Here is a 15,103-nt window from a genome sequence, read left to right as displayed (position 1 = left end):
TATGTTACAACTTGATTTTTCACAGACACTGGGTGATTTACAGCTTGAAGTGAACACTGAGTTACCCACAGAAAGCATAACGGCAGTATTTGGCTTGTCTGGTGCGGGGAAAACCTCCTTGATCAATGTCATTGGGGGGCTAACCAAGCCGAATCGTGGGCGTATTGTGCTTAATGGGCGCACATTGGTGGATATGGAAAAAGGGATCTGCTTACCACCTGAACAGCGACATATAGGCTATGTGTTTCAAGATGCTCGGCTTTTTCCACATTATCGCGTAAAAAACAACCTACGTTACGGGATGGCGCCAGAGATGAAAGGGCGTTTTGATGAAATCGTGGGTTTGTTAGGGATCGAAAAATTACTGAATCGTTTTCCAATTACGCTATCGGGGGGGGAAAAACAGCGTGTTGCGATTGGTCGTGCGTTGTTAACAGCCCCTGAAATTTTATTAATGGATGAGCCTTTGGCTTCTCTTGATCTACCGCGTAAACGTGAATTATTACCGTATTTGGAAAGGCTTTCTCAGGATGTCAAAATCCCGATTTTGTATGTGAGCCATAGCCTTGATGAAATTTTACGTTTAGCTGATAAAGTGATTGTGATGGCACAAGGGAAAGTAAAAGCTTTCGGCCCGTTAGAAGAGGTATGGGCAAGTAGTGCATTACGTCCTTGGTTGCAGCAAGAAACATTAAGTAGTGTGCTGAATGTGATCTGCCATGGTCACCATCCTGATTATGCAATGACCGCCGTGACGGTAGGTCACCAAAAACTGTGGATCCCACGTATTGATACTCAAAAAGACCACATGTTACGTTTACGCATTGATGCCTCAGATGTCTCGTTGGTGTTAGAAAAACCTCAAGTGAGCAGTATTCGTAATATTTTATCTGCGGAGGTTGTTGAGTGGATAGAAGATGGTGAACAGGTCGACGTGAAGTTAGATTTAGGGGATCAGCACTATTTATGGGCGCGAATTACTCGCTGGGCGCGCGATGAGCTTTCTATCCGCAAAGGGCGGAAAGTTTATGCTCAAGTGAAGAGTGTTTCGCTAAGCCGGCAGATTACGCTTCATACTCCAAGCCCCAAGTCATAGTATTGTTGGTGCTGAACACGGATCCTAGCCATAGATTTCTCAGGATCCGCGCCATTGCAACCTAGTGAAAACTTAACGTATTTTGAGTGATCACTTTATTATTATTTTCTTGATGGGAATTACAAAACATACTTGCGGATCACTTCGGCAATGCCCGGTTGGGTATTATCGCGAGTGACCAGCTTGGCTTGTTGTTTGATTTCATCGACTGCATTGCCCATTGCAACACCTAGACCAGCAGTCGTTAGCATACTTAAGTCATTGAAGTTATCGCCAAAAGCAACTACATCATCCATGGTCATGCCTTGTGATTCAACCCATTGTTTGAGACGTAGGCCCTTGCTGTTTCCTTTACGCCCAATATCAACCTGATCAACCCAAGACCATTCACACTCCAAACCGAAATCAGTTTCAATGCCATGGACAACTTCTTTAAGCTGATCCAGATTTTCGGAGCTTACCGCAAATTTCCAGATCGATTGATAATCGTGCATGACATCAGCATAATTTTCGACAAATTGAATATTTGGACGCTGTGCTTCTGGCAAGGTTTCTGCCCAGCTAAGGGTTCTTTTGATCCCTTCAGTCGGCGCGTTATACAACATTGCATCATCAACATACATTAAATGTTGAATATCCGTATCACGTAGCCTTTCTATCATTTGTGTTGCTGACTCTAATGTCATTGGATCAGAGGCAAGAACCTTTTTACCTAAATAGTCATAAAGGTAAGTTCCGTTACAACAAATCGCTGGAGTATCAAGATTAAGAGCTTGATAGAAAGGGTGAATAGCAACATGATGGCGTCCAGTCACAATCAGTACTTTGACGCCTTGACGGCGTGCTTCATTCAAAGCAGCTAGAGATTCAGGTAAAATCTTCTTTTGAGGATCAAGTAGTGTTCCATCGAGATCGAGCGCAATAACGCGGTATGACATAAACGGCTCCACGTGATTTGAGGTTACATATGCCATGGTTTAATGGCGATATGGTGGTTTTGACGTCGGAGGCTGAACAGAAAGGGAAATCTGATTAGCCTGATAATAATCTAGGTTGAGTATAATTTACCATCTTAGCGGATATTCGAGATTAACTAAAGTGGCGTATTGACGAATCGAGTCAAGTTATTGGTAATCCACTGTTTTAGTCATATTACGACAAATTAATAACTTGATATCGTTAAAAAAGCGTTATTAATTGTTATTCGCTAGTGTATCTAGAGATTAACCGTCATAATGACAAAATAGCGCTTTATCATGAAACACAAAGGAGACAGGATGAATCAGGTTGTCTATATTGCTAGCCCCGAAAGCCATCAGATCCACGTTTGGTCTATGAACGAAGTCGGTGAACTTACTTTGTTGCAGACTGTGACGACGCCAGGCCAAGTACAGCCAATGGTATTAAGCCATGATAAAAAACATCTTTATATTGGGGTAAGACCCAACTTTCGCGTCATCACTTACCGTATAGAAGATAACGGCACATTAAGTTTCAAAGCGGAAACCTCAATTCCAAGTACACCAGTACATTTATCATTGGATAACACAGGTAAGTATCTGTTTGTGCCGTCGTACCATCAACACAATTTGGCGGTATTACCAATAAACAGCGCAGGTGTGCCGCAAACGGCGATCCAAGTTATTGAAGGGTTACGTAACCCGCACTCTTCACATGTTGATGCAGACAATCAGCAATTATGGGTACCTTGTTTAGGGGAAGATCATATCCGTTTATTTGATCTACATGCTGACGGTTATTTAACGGAAGCCTCTGCTGATCAAATTAGTGCTGCACAAGGTGCAGGGCCTCGCCATTTGGCTTTCCACCCTCAGCATAAAGTGATTTATTGTGTTAATGAATTGGATTCGACGATTAATGTCTACCATAAATTTACACGGTATCGTCAAACGCAACATATCAATGTCTATCCACAAGGCAGTGACAGCCAACGCTGGGCCGCAGATATTCATATTACGCCAGATGGTCGTCATCTCTATGCGAGTGAGCGTTCAGATAGTTATATTAGCCACTTCCTGGTTTCTGATGATGGCCGTGAATTAACCTTTGCGGGCACTTATCCAACTGAAGAGCAGCCTCGTGGATTTAATATCGATGCGACGGGACGATTTTTGATTTCGAGTGGACAAAAGTCCGACAGTATTTCGGTCAGTGAAATCGACCCAATTACCGGTAAGCTCACACAAATTGGCCGCTACCCAGTAGGAAAAGGCCCTATGTGGGTAACGGTACTTGCACGCTAAATTGCATGAAAAGATCCCTTTACGAATAAAGGGGTCTTTTACCCTTCGATCACTTTTCTTATTGCCCCTGTCACTTTACTCAGTTGTTCTGGTGAGATGATATAAGGTGGCATGACATAAATGAGCCGCCCAAACGGCCGGATCCATACCCCCTCAGCAACAAATTTTTTCTGTAGCTCAGCAGTATTGACAGACTGGTGCATCTCAACGACGCCAATCGCACCTAAAACGCGAACTTGCTTAACATCGGCATGGTGGGCAAGTGGTGTAAGTTCTTGAAAAAGTTGTTGTTCAATATTGGCGATGGTTTGCTGCCATGGGCTTTCACGCAATAATAGCAGACTCGCGTTGGCAACTGCGCAAGCTAAGGGATTCCCCATAAAGGTTGGCCCATGCATAAAGCATCCCGCTTCACCGTCACTAATCGTTTCTGCTACGTGACGAGTGGTTAAGGTTGCTGAAAGTGTCATATAGCCGCCAGTCAAAGCCTTTCCTAAACACATAATATCAGGGGAAATATTAGCATGGTCACAAGCAAATAATGCCCCAGTACGGCCAAAACCGGTGGCGATTTCATCCGCAATCAATAAGATCCCGTAGTAGTCACAAAGCTCGCGAACGCCTTTCAGATATTGAGGATGATAAATACGCATCCCACCAGCACCTTGAACAATCGGTTCTAGTATTATCGCCGCAATGTGTCGATGGTTCGCTGCCAATGCTTGCTTTATCGGTAATAAGTCATCATCATCCCATTGGTCATGAAAACCACATTGGGGGGCTGTGACAAAAATATGCGGAGGTAAATAACCTTTGTAGAGGCCATGCATAGAGTTGTCAGGATCACACACCGCCATCGCACCGAAGGTATCCCCATGATAACCATGACGTAACGTCAAAATACGCTGACGTTTTTCTCCTTTCGCTTGCCAGTATTGAAGCGCCATTTTTAGTGCAACTTCTACGGCCACTGAACCTGAATCAGCAAGAAAAACACATTCTAAAGGTTCAGGTGTGATGTCAACGAGTTGACGGCATAGATTGACGGCTGGGGGATGCGTAATACCACCAAACATCACATGAGACATTTTTTGCAGTTGTTCTGTTGCTGCTTGGTTGAGCACAGGGTGATTGTAGCCGTGGATCGCAGCCCACCAAGAAGACATACCATCAACCAGTTTTTTTCCATCAGCCATAATGAGTTCTGCCCCTCTCGCCTCAACAATAGGATAGGCTGGGATTGGCTGGCTCATCGAGGTGTAGGGATGCCAAATATGTTTAGCATCGAAAGCAATATCTGAATTGTCCATTTATTTTATCGTCAACTTATTTTATTAAATTTGGTTGACATGATAACCGCAATATTTAAACTGGCAACGACTTTTTACGATGGAGAACTGCCGTGAGCGAATTAAAAAAGTGGACAACTAAACAGGCTAATGAATTGTTTTCTATGCCTTTCTTTGAACTTCTATTTCAAGCTCAGCAAGTGCATCGACAGCATTTTGATCCACAGCAGGTGCAAGTGAGTACTTTACTGTCAATCAAAACGGGCGCTTGCCCTGAAGATTGTAAATATTGTGCGCAAAGTGCTCGTTATAAAACAGGTTTAGAAACCGAACGTTTAATGGAAGTACAGCAAGTTCTTGAATCAGCAAAAAAAGCTAAGCAAGCAGGATCAACACGTTTTTGCATGGGGGCCGCTTGGCGTAACCCGCGTGAAAGAGATATGCCTTATCTTGAAATGATGGTGAAAGAGGTAAAATCTCTTGGCATGGAAACATGTATGACATTGGGCATGATTGACGATCATCAGGCTCAACGCCTCGCGCAAGCAGGCCTCGATTACTACAATCATAACCTTGATACCTCACCAGAATACTATGGCAACATTATTACCACGAGAACTTATCAAGACCGCTTAGATACCCTAGACAATGTACGTAATGCCGGCATTAAAGTTTGTTCTGGTGGAATTTTAGGTTTAGGAGAAAAAATTAGCGATCGGGCTGCATTATTAGTACAGCTTGCCAATTTACCTAAGCCGCCTGAAAGTGTGCCGATCAACATGTTGATGAAGGTTGAAGGGACGCCAATGGCTGATAACGACGATGTCGATCCATTTGATTTCATTCGAACTATTGCGGTTGCACGTATTATGATGCCAACCTCTTATGTACGCTTATCTGCTGGGCGTGAATACATGAATGAGCAAACTCAAGCATTGTGTTTTATGGCAGGAGCGAATTCAGTATTTTATGGTTGTAAGTTACTCACGACACCAAACCCAGATGAAAATAAAGATTTAGCACTATTCAGAAAATTGAATATTAACCCTGAACGTATTGAGGTTAATGAAGGCGACAATCAACAAGCCGCGCATTTAGCGGAAAAAATCCTTACCGCAGACAACCAACAGTTTTACAATGCGGCGATCTAATGAGCTGGCAATCTTTTATTCAAGCAGAGTTAAAACAGCGCCAGCAGAATGCGATTTGGCGCAAACGAACCTGTGTTGAGCATAATACGGGGCGTGAATTGCAGGTTGATGGCCATCAGTACCTGAATTTTTCAGGAAACGATTATTTAGGCCTAAGTCACCATCCCAAAGTCATTGAGGCTTGGCAGCAAGGCGCTGCTCAATATGGCACAGGCAGCGGTGGTTCAGGGCATGTTACAGGGTTCTCTCGTGCCCATTACCAGCTAGAAAATGCGCTGTCTGAATGGTTAGGCTATCCGAGAGCACTGCTCTTTATCTCTGGTTTTGCGGCAAATCAAGCGGTAATCACCGCTTTGATGACCCAAGATGACCGCATTTTAGCCGATAAACTTAGCCATGCATCGATCCTTGAAGCAGCAATGTTATCTCGCGCTACTTTACGGCGTTTTACCCACAATAACCCGCTATCACTAGAAAAATTGCTCGCTCCTCCAGCAAAAGGGAAAACGCTTGTCATTACTGAAGGTGTTTTTAGTATGGACGGTGACTGTGCGCCACTCGCTGAATTGCAGCGGCTTGCCACACAGCATAATGCATGGCTTATGGTGGATGATGCACATGGTATTGGCGTGCGAGGGCGAGAAGGGCGCGGTAGTTGTGATGTTGATGGTATTAAACCCGAACTGCTGATTGTCACCTTCGGCAAAGCTTTTGGTTTGAGTGGGGCCGCGGTTTTGTGTGATGAAGCTACCGCAGATTATTTTATCCAAGCAGCTCGCCATCTTATTTATAGTACATCAATGCCACCGGCTCAGGCTATTGCACTATCAGCGGCTCTACAACAGATCCGTAACGCTGATGACGAGAGGGAACGGCTTAATCAGCATATTGCGTATTTTAGAAAAAATAGTCAGTTGAGTGGTATGCAATTAGCGAATTCATCGATGGCAATCCAACCGCTCATTGTTGGTGATAATGATGACAGTATTCAGCTTTCTAATTATCTTCGGCAAAAAGGGCTCTGGGTGCAAGCGATCCGCCCGCCTACTGTCCCGCCCGGAAGTGCACGATTACGCATTACTCTGAGTGCGGCTCATCGCCAACAAGATATAGACCAACTGTTGGAGGCGCTACATGGTTTTGCCGTTAAGTGATGAAAAGCAAAAAATTGCCTCTGCGTTTGGTAAAGCGGCAAAGCGCTATGATTCGATAGCGTATTATCAGCAAAACAGCGGTCACCAATTATTGGATTTATTAGCCTCAGCACAGGTAAATTTAAGTGATAAAAAAGTGATTGATGTTGGCTGTGGAACGGGATTTTTCAGCCAAATTATCAAAAGACAAGGCGCTGAAGTCACCGCGTTAGATTTGTCATTAGGCATGTTAGAGGTTGCTCGCGATAAAAAGGCCGCTGCACAATATATTTGTGCAGATATGGAATTACTGCCTTTTGCCGACCAAACCTTCGATATCGTTTTTTCTAATTTAGCGATCCAGTGGTGCTCAAACTTATCACAAGCGTTAACGGAATTACATCGAGTGACCAAAAGTGGGGGCGTTATTGTATTTACGACTCTTGCGAAAGGCTCACTGTCTGAATTATCACAAGCTTGGGCTAAGTTAGATGGCTATTCACATGTGAATGAGTTTTTGAGCTTTGAGCTGATTACGGCGAGCTGTCAGCCATGGAAGCATCAATTACTGCTTCAGCCCGATAAACTGTATTTTCCTGATTTAGCTCGCTTGTTGAATTCATTAAAAGGGATAGGCGCGACGCATCTTACGGCAGGACGCCAAGGTGGATTGATGACAAGGCAACGATTACAGCAACTCACACATGCCTACCCAGCGTCAGTGAACGGCCTAGAACTGACTTATCAAACTGTATTTGGAATAATTTATCGTGATTAAAACCTTTTTTGTGACTGGCACCGATACTGAAGTCGGCAAAACGGTAGCCAGTTGTGCATTGCTACAAGCCGCTAATCAATTAGGTTATCAAACTGCGGGTTATAAGCCAGTTGCTTCAGGTAGCGAGCAGACGGCACAAGGGCTACGCAATAGTGACGCACTCTTTTTACAGGCAAACAGTACACTGCCATTAACTTACCAAGAAGTGAATCCAATTGTATTTGAAGCACCAACGTCTCCGCATATTATTAGTGAAAAAGTCGGGCAACCAATCGCGTTTTCGGTGATGACTGATGGATTAAAACAGTTGCAATCAAAAGCCCAATGGGTTTTAGTTGAAGGGGCTGGCGGTTGGTATACGCCACTATCAGCACATCACAGTTATGCCGATTGGGTGGTTGAGCAACAATTGCCTGTGATCATGGTTGTTGGTATCAAGTTAGGCTGTATTAATCATGCGTTGTTAACAGCGCAGGCCATCGCGCAATCAGGACTAAAATTGGTGGGGTGGATAGCTAATGAGGTCGAGCCAGCAGGAACCTATCAAGCAGAATATTTAGAGACGTTACACCGCACGATCAATGCCCCATCTCTTGGTACAATTCCTTATCAAAATAGCGATACATTTTTGGATGTTGGTCAGTATATTGATGTGAGACGGTTGCTGACAGCGTTGTGATGAGTGCTGAGAAAGAGTGGGAATATTTAAATGCCAAAAAAATCCACAATAAAGTGGATTTTTTGTTTTGCAGTGTTCGCAGGTATTGTTGGAAACATACTGACGAACACCAGTTGTTTCGCCATGACACTTACATGTTCCGTGTTGCCATTAAAGCATGACATGTTCTATCTCATGGATCTTACTGAATAATTTTTTATGTTTCTGTTTGTGCAGTGTAAAAAGTGATTCTGGATCGTTAATCCGCCATTTTTGTCAACTCTGATCCTGTAAACCAGAATAAATATTGTTTTTGTGATAAATTCTGCGTAAAAAAATTTTCACTGAATTGCCATTTTTCTGTCATTTATTTGGTCTATGTGGTTTTTAGAGTAGAACGGAAACGCACTATCTTAAAGGGATTGCAGAGTTATCCACTATTTCTGTGGATAACCTTGTGAATTAGATCTAAAAAAACAACCGTATCCAAGGTGACAAGCGGCTTTGCCTTTATTTGATGTGATTTCAGACTCATAAATAATCGTATTGAAATACAATAAGTTAAATAAAATCAATACGCAATTTTTTATTTGAGATAAGAGCAGAAATGGCATCAGCATAAAATATATAAATAACGTTAGGTCAAGTAAAATTTTGGGGATAACCTAACGCTATCCACAATAAAATTTGTGCTAGAGAAATTTTAAATTCAGTACTTGAAGCTGGTTTTTTATCCAGTATTATAAGGGAATGATCGTTTAAGAGGCGTGGGTAATGAGTAAAGTATTTAAATTGTATTCTGATTTTCAACCAGGAGGAGACCAACCAGAAGCCATTCGTCGGCTTTCTGAAGGGTTGGAAGATGGCCTAGCTCATCAAACCTTACTTGGTGTAACGGGTTCAGGTAAAACCTTTACTATTGCCAATGTGATTGCCAAAGAAAACCGTCCAACCATGTTGATGGCACACAACAAGACGTTGGCTGCACAATTGTATAGCGAAATGAAAGCTTTCTTCCCTGATAATGCAGTTGAATATTTCGTTTCTTATTATGATTATTATCAGCCTGAAGCTTATGTTCCGAGTTCAGACACTTTTATTGAAAAAGATGCCTCTGTTAACGAGCATATTGAACAAATGCGTTTGTCAGCCACAAAGGCCTTACTGGAACGACGTGATGTGATTGTTGTGGCTTCTGTTTCTGCCATCTATGGTCTTGGTGATCCGGATAGCTATTTAAAAATGATGTTGCATCTAACCGATGGCATGATTATCGATCAACGCGCTATTTTGCGCCGCTTAGCGGATCTACAATATACACGTAATGATCAAGCTTTTACTCGGGGAACATTTCGCGTACGCGGTGAAGTTATCGATATCTTCCCCGCGGAATCAGATGAATATGCGCTACGGGTTGAATTATTTGATGAAGAAGTTGAGCGGCTATCTTTATTTGATCCTTTGACAGGCCAGATCCAACATCGTGTGCCTCGTTTTACCGTTTACCCTAAAACCCACTATGTCACTCCTAGAGATCGGATCTTAGAAGCGATGGAGCAAATCAAGGTGGAGCTGGCTGATAGACGTAAAGTGCTACTCGAAAATAATAAACTTTTAGAAGAGCAACGCATTACCCAGCGAACTCAGTTCGATCTTGAAATGATGAATGAACTTGGCTATTGCTCTGGGATTGAAAACTATTCACGCTATTTATCTGGTCGAGCTCCCGGAGAACCACCTCCAACCTTGTTTGATTATCTTCCCGCAGATGGCCTATTGGTGGTGGATGAATCTCACGTCACCATTCCACAAATTGGTGCTATGTATAAGGGAGACCGTTCTCGTAAAGAAACGTTGGTAGAATATGGTTTCCGTTTACCTTCTGCACTGGATAACCGGCCAATGCGCTTTGAAGAGTTTGAAGCGTTGGCGCCACAAACGATTTATGTCTCAGCAACACCGGGTAACTATGAAATAGAAAAATCGGGCTCTGAAGTGATAGAGCAGGTGGTTAGGCCAACAGGTTTATTGGATCCCATTATTGAGGTGCGTCCAGTCGCGACTCAGGTTGATGATTTACTTTCCGAAATTCGCATACGCGCCCAGAAAAATGAACGTGTGTTGGTCACCACACTGACAAAACGGATGGCTGAAGATTTAACAGAATACCTTGAAGAGCATGGGGAGCGCGTTCGCTACCTTCACTCTGATATTGATACAGTTGAACGTGTTGAAATTATTCGTGATTTACGGCTTGGTGAATTTGATGTTTTAGTCGGGATCAACTTGCTTAGAGAAGGTCTTGATATGCCAGAGGTCTCATTAGTGGCGATTTTGGACGCGGATAAAGAAGGCTTTTTACGTTCAGAACGCTCATTGATTCAGACAATAGGACGCGCTGCTCGTAACTTAAATGGTAAAGCGATTTTGTATGGCGATAAAATTACCAATTCGATGGAAAAAGCCATCAAAGAAACGGAACGACGCCGAGCTAAGCAGATCGCCTTTAACGAGCAGCATGGTATTGTTCCTCAAGGGCTGAATAAAAAAGTCGGCGATATTCTACAAATCGGCCACAAAGTGGGCGGAAAATCGAAAGGGCGCAATAAAGAGAATACGAAAATTGATCATCGCGATGATATCCAATTGCTATCAACAAAAGAATTGGAGCAACGTATTTCACAGCTTGAGGCTCAGATGTATAAACATGCTCAAGACTTGGAATTTGAAGCGGCTGCAAATGTTCGCGATCAATTACAAGAACTCAGAGAACGTTTTATTGCTAATTCATGATGAGATAACGTTAACCACGAGATGCCTTTCTCGTGGTTAACTTCAGAGCGTTTGAGTGGCAAATTGTCGACGGCTATACGAATGATTAAAGTAGTTGTACTGTTTCTTCAATCGCTTGCAAAAGCAATTTGCGGTCGTGACGATAAGGGATATCGTCGGCTTCTAACACACGCTGTGTTACTAAACGTTCATGGCGAATAGGTTCAATATTGGTTCTTGGGCCAACGATGACGGCATTAATTTTTTGGCAGCCAATATGTTGTTCCATCATCAGTAACTTTTCTTTTAAGGTTAGACTGGCAGCTGAGGTACTGAGTTCTTTACCAAGGTTGCCAATATAAATCATAGGGGCTTTACATTCACGTAATGCATCGGTGATGTCATCAAGCAGCAATAAGGGCATTAGGCTAGTAAAGAAGCTGCCTGGGCCGATTAAAATCAAGTCAGATTGGTGAATTGCCTCAACCGCTTCTGCGGTGGCTTTGACTCTGGGGTATAAACGTAGCTCTTGAGGCAATTCAACTAAAGCATCAACATTCACTTCGCCATAGACTTCATTCCCCATATCATCTATTGCCATCAAATCCACAGGGGATTCAGACATAGGAATGAGTTTTGCATCCACTTTTAGCATATTGCGGATCAAATTGATGGCATCAAGGGGGCGAACACTGAGGTGATCTAATGACTTTAACATTAGGTTACCTAAATTATGTCCAGAGAGTTCACCATTCCCACTAAAGCGATATTCGAACATAGCTGAGGCAATTGAAGGTTCTGTGATTAGTTGGTTGAGACAGTTACGCATATCTCCCCAAGCGATGCCGCCTTCTGCTCGACGGATACGACCAGTCGACCCACCGTTATCGGTAGTGGTAACAATGCCCGTTAATCGAGAACCTAAAGATGAGAGAGAAGACATTACACGACCAAGCCCATGTCCGCCCCCAAGAGCGACAACATGCCTAAAATCAGTCAGACTACTATTCGGCATAGTGTTCCTATATCAGTTATTTTCCAGCGCCATGGCTATTATACAGTGTTCTCGTTAGTGAGATGTAATTTAAACGAAAAACGGCGCGATTTGTCACGTTTAACACAAAACCGCGTTAATCTATCACAAAACCCTGGTTTGGGTTCATTTATCATCATTATTCACAGTAAAAATTTAAAATTATGATGAGTTAAAAATTAATTATCTCATCGGGTTATTTGTGATAATCAAGAAAGGATCAATAATTGTGTTAAACCTAAATTCAGATTGCTCTTAATTAACTAAAAAAACGATAATTGAAGTGATTTTCTTATCATCTTCAAATCTTTTCAAAATGTTCAAAATACATTTACCCACATACGTCATGACATTAAATTTATATTGGATTAACAAATGCATAACTAAATGCTAAGCCGTTGTATAATATATTATATATCGAAATTCAAATTCGCTTTTTGCTTTTATTTACGCTAAAATCCCTACATATAATAAGTGAACAAAGTAAACAATGTTGAGAGCTCATTCGCCACGTTAACTTGATTCGCTTATAGATAAAAACTCCTAGCCTTTGTGTCTAAGTTCGCGCTAACGAATATGATGCTTTGGCCGTGGTCTTTGAACCACCAGGGTGCAAGATAGAAATGTCTGCATCTCCCGTATTTGGAAAGGTGTCATTATGCAGCAGCTTGTCGATCAATTTGCTCGGAAATTTTACTATCTCCGCCTATCTATTACTGATGTGTGCAACTTTCGTTGTACCTATTGTCTCCCTGATGGTTACAAACCTAGTGGTCGCCACGAGTTCCTTTCGCTGAGTGAAATTCAGCGTGTTAGCCGTGCTTTTGCTGAATTAGGAACAGAAAAAGTCCGTATCACAGGTGGTGAGCCGACGATGCGTAAAGACTTTACCGATATTATCGCTGCGATAAACGAAAATAAATCAATAAAGAAAATTGCGGTTACCACCAATGGCTATCGTATGGCGCGTGATGTGCAGCAATGGAAAGAGGCGGGGCTTGGTGCGATTAATGTCAGTGTCGACAGCTTAGATCCTCGTCAATTTGCGGCCATTACAGGCCAAGACAAATTTTATCAAGTCATGCAAGGCATTGATGCAGCCTTTGACGCTGGTTTTAAGCAAGTCAAAGTCAATGCGGTGTTGATGAAAAACGTCAACGATATCGCACTCAAATCATTTTTAAATTGGATTAAGCATCGTCCTATTCAATTGCGTTTCATTGAATTAATGGAAACGGGGGAAGGCAGTGATCTTTTTAACCGTTACCATATTTCGGGAGAAACGATTCGTGACCGCCTTATTGAAGAAGGTTGGTACAGTGTACCCCGTGCACGGAGCGATGGTCCCGCACAAGTATTTAGCCACCCTGATTACCTAGGGGAAATTGGCCTTATCATGCCTTATGAAAAAGATTTCTGCCAAAGTTGTAACCGCTTACGCGTTTCTTCATTGGGAAATCTTCATCTGTGTTTATTTGGTGAGAATGGCATACCACTACGTGATTTGCTCAGCGATGACAACCAAAATGAAGCACTGAAAGCACGTATTCAAAGTGGATTACAATTCAAGCGAGAAACCCATTTCTTGCATATGGGCGACAGCGGCATTACCCCTAATTTATCGGTAATTGGCGGCTAACCCATTTTTGATTTTTTCAGGAGAAAATATGTCACAACTGACTCACATCAATGCTTCGGGTGAAGCGCATATGGTGGATGTTTCTGCAAAAGCGGAAACAGTCCGTGAAGCGAAGGCGGAGGCTTTTGTTACCATGAATGCAGACACCTTATCCATGATTATTGAAGGAAGTCATCATAAAGGTGATGTTTTTGCAACAGCTCGCATCGCAGGGATCCAAGCAGCCAAAAAAACATGGGAATTGATCCCGCTATGCCATCCTTTGTTACTCACCAAAGTGGAAGTAACTCTCCAAGCCTTACCTGAAACAAATCAAGTACGTATTGAATCTTGCTGCCGTTTGACAGGGAAAACGGGGGTGGAAATGGAGGCACTAACGGCAGCGTCTGTTGCGGCTTTAACCATCTATGATATGTGTAAAGCGGTGCAAAAAGACATGGTTATTGGCCCGGTTCGTTTATTGGAAAAAACAGGCGGCAAATCAGGTCATTTTAAGGTGGATGCATGATTAAAGTCCTTTTTTTTGCTCAGGTGCGTGAATTAGTTGGTACAGATTGCCTTGAGTTATCAGAATATTATCCAACTGTTGAAGCGCTACGCCAATCCCTATCTAAACGTGGTGATCGCTGGGCACTCGCGTTAGAGGATGGTAAGTTGCTATCGGCGGTAAACCAATCTTTTGTTGCCTCAGATCATCCTTTGAACGACGGTGATGAAGTGGCTTTTTTCCCTCCAATGACAGGGGGATAAGATGAAAAATACCCATATTGCCGTTCAAACAGAAAATTTCAGCGTGGGTGAACAATACCAATGGCTTGCAGAGTGTGATAGCGACGGAGCAGTGGTCACCTTTACTGGTAAAGTGAGAAATCACAATTTAGGCGACAGTGTTGCGGCATTAACACTTGAACACTATCCCGGAATGACGGAAAAAGCGTTAACCCAGATAGTAGTAGAAGCACGACAACGTTGGGAATTACAACGCGTTAGTGTGATCCATCGTGTGGGAACTTTACAACCGGGTGAAGAAATTGTTTTTGTTGGTGTCACTAGCGCTCATCGTGCAGCCGCATTCCAAGCTGCTGAATTTATAATGGATTATTTGAAAACCAAAGCCCCATTTTGGAAGAAAGAAACGTTGCCTAATAATGAACGTTGGGTTGAGGCAAAAGAGAGTGATGAGGCCAGTGCAGAGCGCTGGTAATCATCTGGATTTCTTATTGAGTTTTGAGTTTGTTGAATGTTAATGTCAATAAATTGTGATAAACTTTGCAAGATATTGTCTGGCTA

Annotated in this window: 14 protein-coding genes and 1 riboswitch; of the genes, 11 read left to right on the top strand and 3 right to left on the bottom strand. The window is 42.7% G+C overall.

Annotation, left to right across the window (positions count from 1 at the left end):
* The first annotated feature begins 1 nt into the window (after window position 1).
* Entirely contained in the window at window positions 2–1,096 is a 1,095-nt protein-coding gene (gene modC, locus G3341_RS14820) for a molybdenum ABC transporter ATP-binding protein ModC (protein ID WP_163862741.1), read from the top strand.
* Between the two features lie 119 nt (window positions 1,097–1,215).
* On the opposite strand, the gene G3341_RS14815 is transcribed toward modC, so the two are convergent.
* On the bottom strand, window positions 1,216–2,034 hold the full coding sequence (locus G3341_RS14815; protein ID WP_154624704.1) for a pyridoxal phosphatase: 819 nt from the start codon (window positions 2,032–2,034) through the stop codon (window positions 1,216–1,218).
* Window positions 2,035–2,373: 339 nt separating this feature from the next.
* Between G3341_RS14815 and pgl the strand changes: the two genes are divergently transcribed.
* Window positions 2,374–3,360, top strand: coding sequence for a 6-phosphogluconolactonase (gene pgl, locus G3341_RS14810; protein ID WP_163862739.1), 987 nt, complete (start codon window positions 2,374–2,376; stop codon window positions 3,358–3,360).
* 38 nt (window positions 3,361–3,398) lie between these two features.
* On the opposite strand, the gene bioA is transcribed toward pgl, so the two are convergent.
* Entirely contained in the window at window positions 3,399–4,670 is a 1,272-nt protein-coding gene (gene bioA / locus G3341_RS14805; RefSeq protein ID WP_163862737.1) for an adenosylmethionine--8-amino-7-oxononanoate transaminase, read from the bottom strand.
* Between the two features lie 92 nt (window positions 4,671–4,762).
* Between bioA and bioB the strand changes: the two genes are divergently transcribed.
* The 5 genes from bioB to uvrB all read left to right on the top strand — a co-directional run bounded on the left by bioB (window position 4,763) and on the right by uvrB (window position 11,162).
* Entirely contained in the window at window positions 4,763–5,800 is a 1,038-nt protein-coding gene (gene bioB / locus G3341_RS14800) for a biotin synthase BioB (RefSeq protein ID WP_163862735.1), read from the top strand.
* Window positions 5,800–6,954, top strand: coding sequence for an 8-amino-7-oxononanoate synthase (bioF, locus tag G3341_RS14795; RefSeq protein WP_163862733.1), 1,155 nt, complete (start codon window positions 5,800–5,802; stop codon window positions 6,952–6,954). Before bioB ends, bioF begins: the two co-directional genes overlap by 1 nt.
* Window positions 6,935–7,711, top strand: coding sequence for a malonyl-ACP O-methyltransferase BioC (gene bioC, locus G3341_RS14790; protein ID WP_163862731.1), 777 nt, complete (start codon window positions 6,935–6,937; stop codon window positions 7,709–7,711). The genes bioF and bioC overlap by 20 nt, the downstream gene beginning before the upstream one ends.
* Window positions 7,704–8,390 (top strand): dethiobiotin synthase, encoded by a 687-nt coding sequence (gene bioD, locus G3341_RS14785; RefSeq protein WP_163862728.1) that lies wholly within the window; start codon window positions 7,704–7,706, stop codon window positions 8,388–8,390. Before bioC ends, bioD begins: the two co-directional genes overlap by 8 nt.
* 753 nt (window positions 8,391–9,143) lie before the next feature.
* Window positions 9,144–11,162 (top strand): excinuclease ABC subunit UvrB, encoded by a 2,019-nt coding sequence (uvrB, locus tag G3341_RS14780; RefSeq protein WP_154624709.1) that lies wholly within the window; start codon window positions 9,144–9,146, stop codon window positions 11,160–11,162.
* Between the two features lie 85 nt (window positions 11,163–11,247).
* Here the strand turns inward: uvrB and yvcK are convergent, their stop codons facing one another.
* Entirely contained in the window at window positions 11,248–12,156 is a 909-nt protein-coding gene (gene yvcK, locus G3341_RS14775; protein ID WP_154624710.1) for a uridine diphosphate-N-acetylglucosamine-binding protein YvcK, read from the bottom strand.
* A 546-nt stretch (window positions 12,157–12,702) separates the two neighbouring features.
* A riboswitch (molybdenum cofactor riboswitch) is annotated at window positions 12,703–12,843 on the top strand.
* Between yvcK and moaA the strand changes: the two genes are divergently transcribed.
* The 4 genes from moaA (at window position 12,833) to moaE (ending at window position 15,017) form a co-directional block, all read left to right on the top strand.
* Window positions 12,833–13,813 carry a GTP 3',8-cyclase MoaA gene (moaA, locus tag G3341_RS14770; protein ID WP_154624711.1) on the top strand — a complete coding sequence of 327 codons (981 nt, stop codon included), beginning with the start codon at window positions 12,833–12,835 and terminating at the stop codon, window positions 13,811–13,813. Its footprint overlaps the riboswitch before it by 11 nt.
* Window positions 13,814–13,841: 28 nt before the next feature.
* Entirely contained in the window at window positions 13,842–14,321 is a 480-nt protein-coding gene (gene moaC, locus G3341_RS14765) for a cyclic pyranopterin monophosphate synthase MoaC (RefSeq protein ID WP_154624712.1), read from the top strand.
* Window positions 14,318–14,563, top strand: coding sequence for a molybdopterin synthase sulfur carrier subunit (moaD, locus tag G3341_RS14760; RefSeq protein WP_163862726.1), 246 nt, complete (start codon window positions 14,318–14,320; stop codon window positions 14,561–14,563). Before moaC ends, moaD begins: the two co-directional genes overlap by 4 nt.
* Before the next feature lies 1 nt (window position 14,564).
* Window positions 14,565–15,017, top strand: coding sequence for a molybdopterin synthase catalytic subunit MoaE (moaE, locus tag G3341_RS14755; RefSeq protein WP_163862725.1), 453 nt, complete (start codon window positions 14,565–14,567; stop codon window positions 15,015–15,017).
* Window positions 15,018–15,103 lie beyond the last annotated feature (86 nt).

The sequence above is a fragment of the Providencia vermicola genome, assembly GCF_010748935.1.
GTDB lineage: Bacteria > Pseudomonadota > Gammaproteobacteria > Enterobacterales > Enterobacteriaceae > Providencia > Providencia zhejiangensis.
This window is presented reverse-complemented; position numbering and strand designations above follow the sequence as displayed.

Coding starts and splice junctions, on each gene's coding strand:
- bioF (WP_163862733.1), top strand. CDS start 5,800: ATGAGCTGGCAATCTTTTATTCAAGCAGAGTTAAAACAGCGCCAGCAG.
- moaA (WP_154624711.1), top strand. CDS start 12,833: ATGCAGCAGCTTGTCGATCAATTTGCTCGGAAATTTTACTATCTCCGC.
- modC (WP_163862741.1), top strand. CDS start 2: ATGTTACAACTTGATTTTTCACAGACACTGGGTGATTTACAGCTTGAA.
- yvcK (WP_154624710.1), bottom strand. CDS start 12,156: ATGCCGAATAGTAGTCTGACTGATTTTAGGCATGTTGTCGCTCTTGGG.
- bioC (WP_163862731.1), top strand. CDS start 6,935: ATGGTTTTGCCGTTAAGTGATGAAAAGCAAAAAATTGCCTCTGCGTTT.
- moaC (WP_154624712.1), top strand. CDS start 13,842: ATGTCACAACTGACTCACATCAATGCTTCGGGTGAAGCGCATATGGTG.
- pgl (WP_163862739.1), top strand. CDS start 2,374: ATGAATCAGGTTGTCTATATTGCTAGCCCCGAAAGCCATCAGATCCAC.
- uvrB (WP_154624709.1), top strand. CDS start 9,144: ATGAGTAAAGTATTTAAATTGTATTCTGATTTTCAACCAGGAGGAGAC.
- moaE (WP_163862725.1), top strand. CDS start 14,565: ATGAAAAATACCCATATTGCCGTTCAAACAGAAAATTTCAGCGTGGGT.
- G3341_RS14815 (WP_154624704.1), bottom strand. CDS start 2,034: ATGTCATACCGCGTTATTGCGCTCGATCTCGATGGAACACTACTTGAT.
- bioA (WP_163862737.1), bottom strand. CDS start 4,670: ATGGACAATTCAGATATTGCTTTCGATGCTAAACATATTTGGCATCCC.
- moaD (WP_163862726.1), top strand. CDS start 14,318: ATGATTAAAGTCCTTTTTTTTGCTCAGGTGCGTGAATTAGTTGGTACA.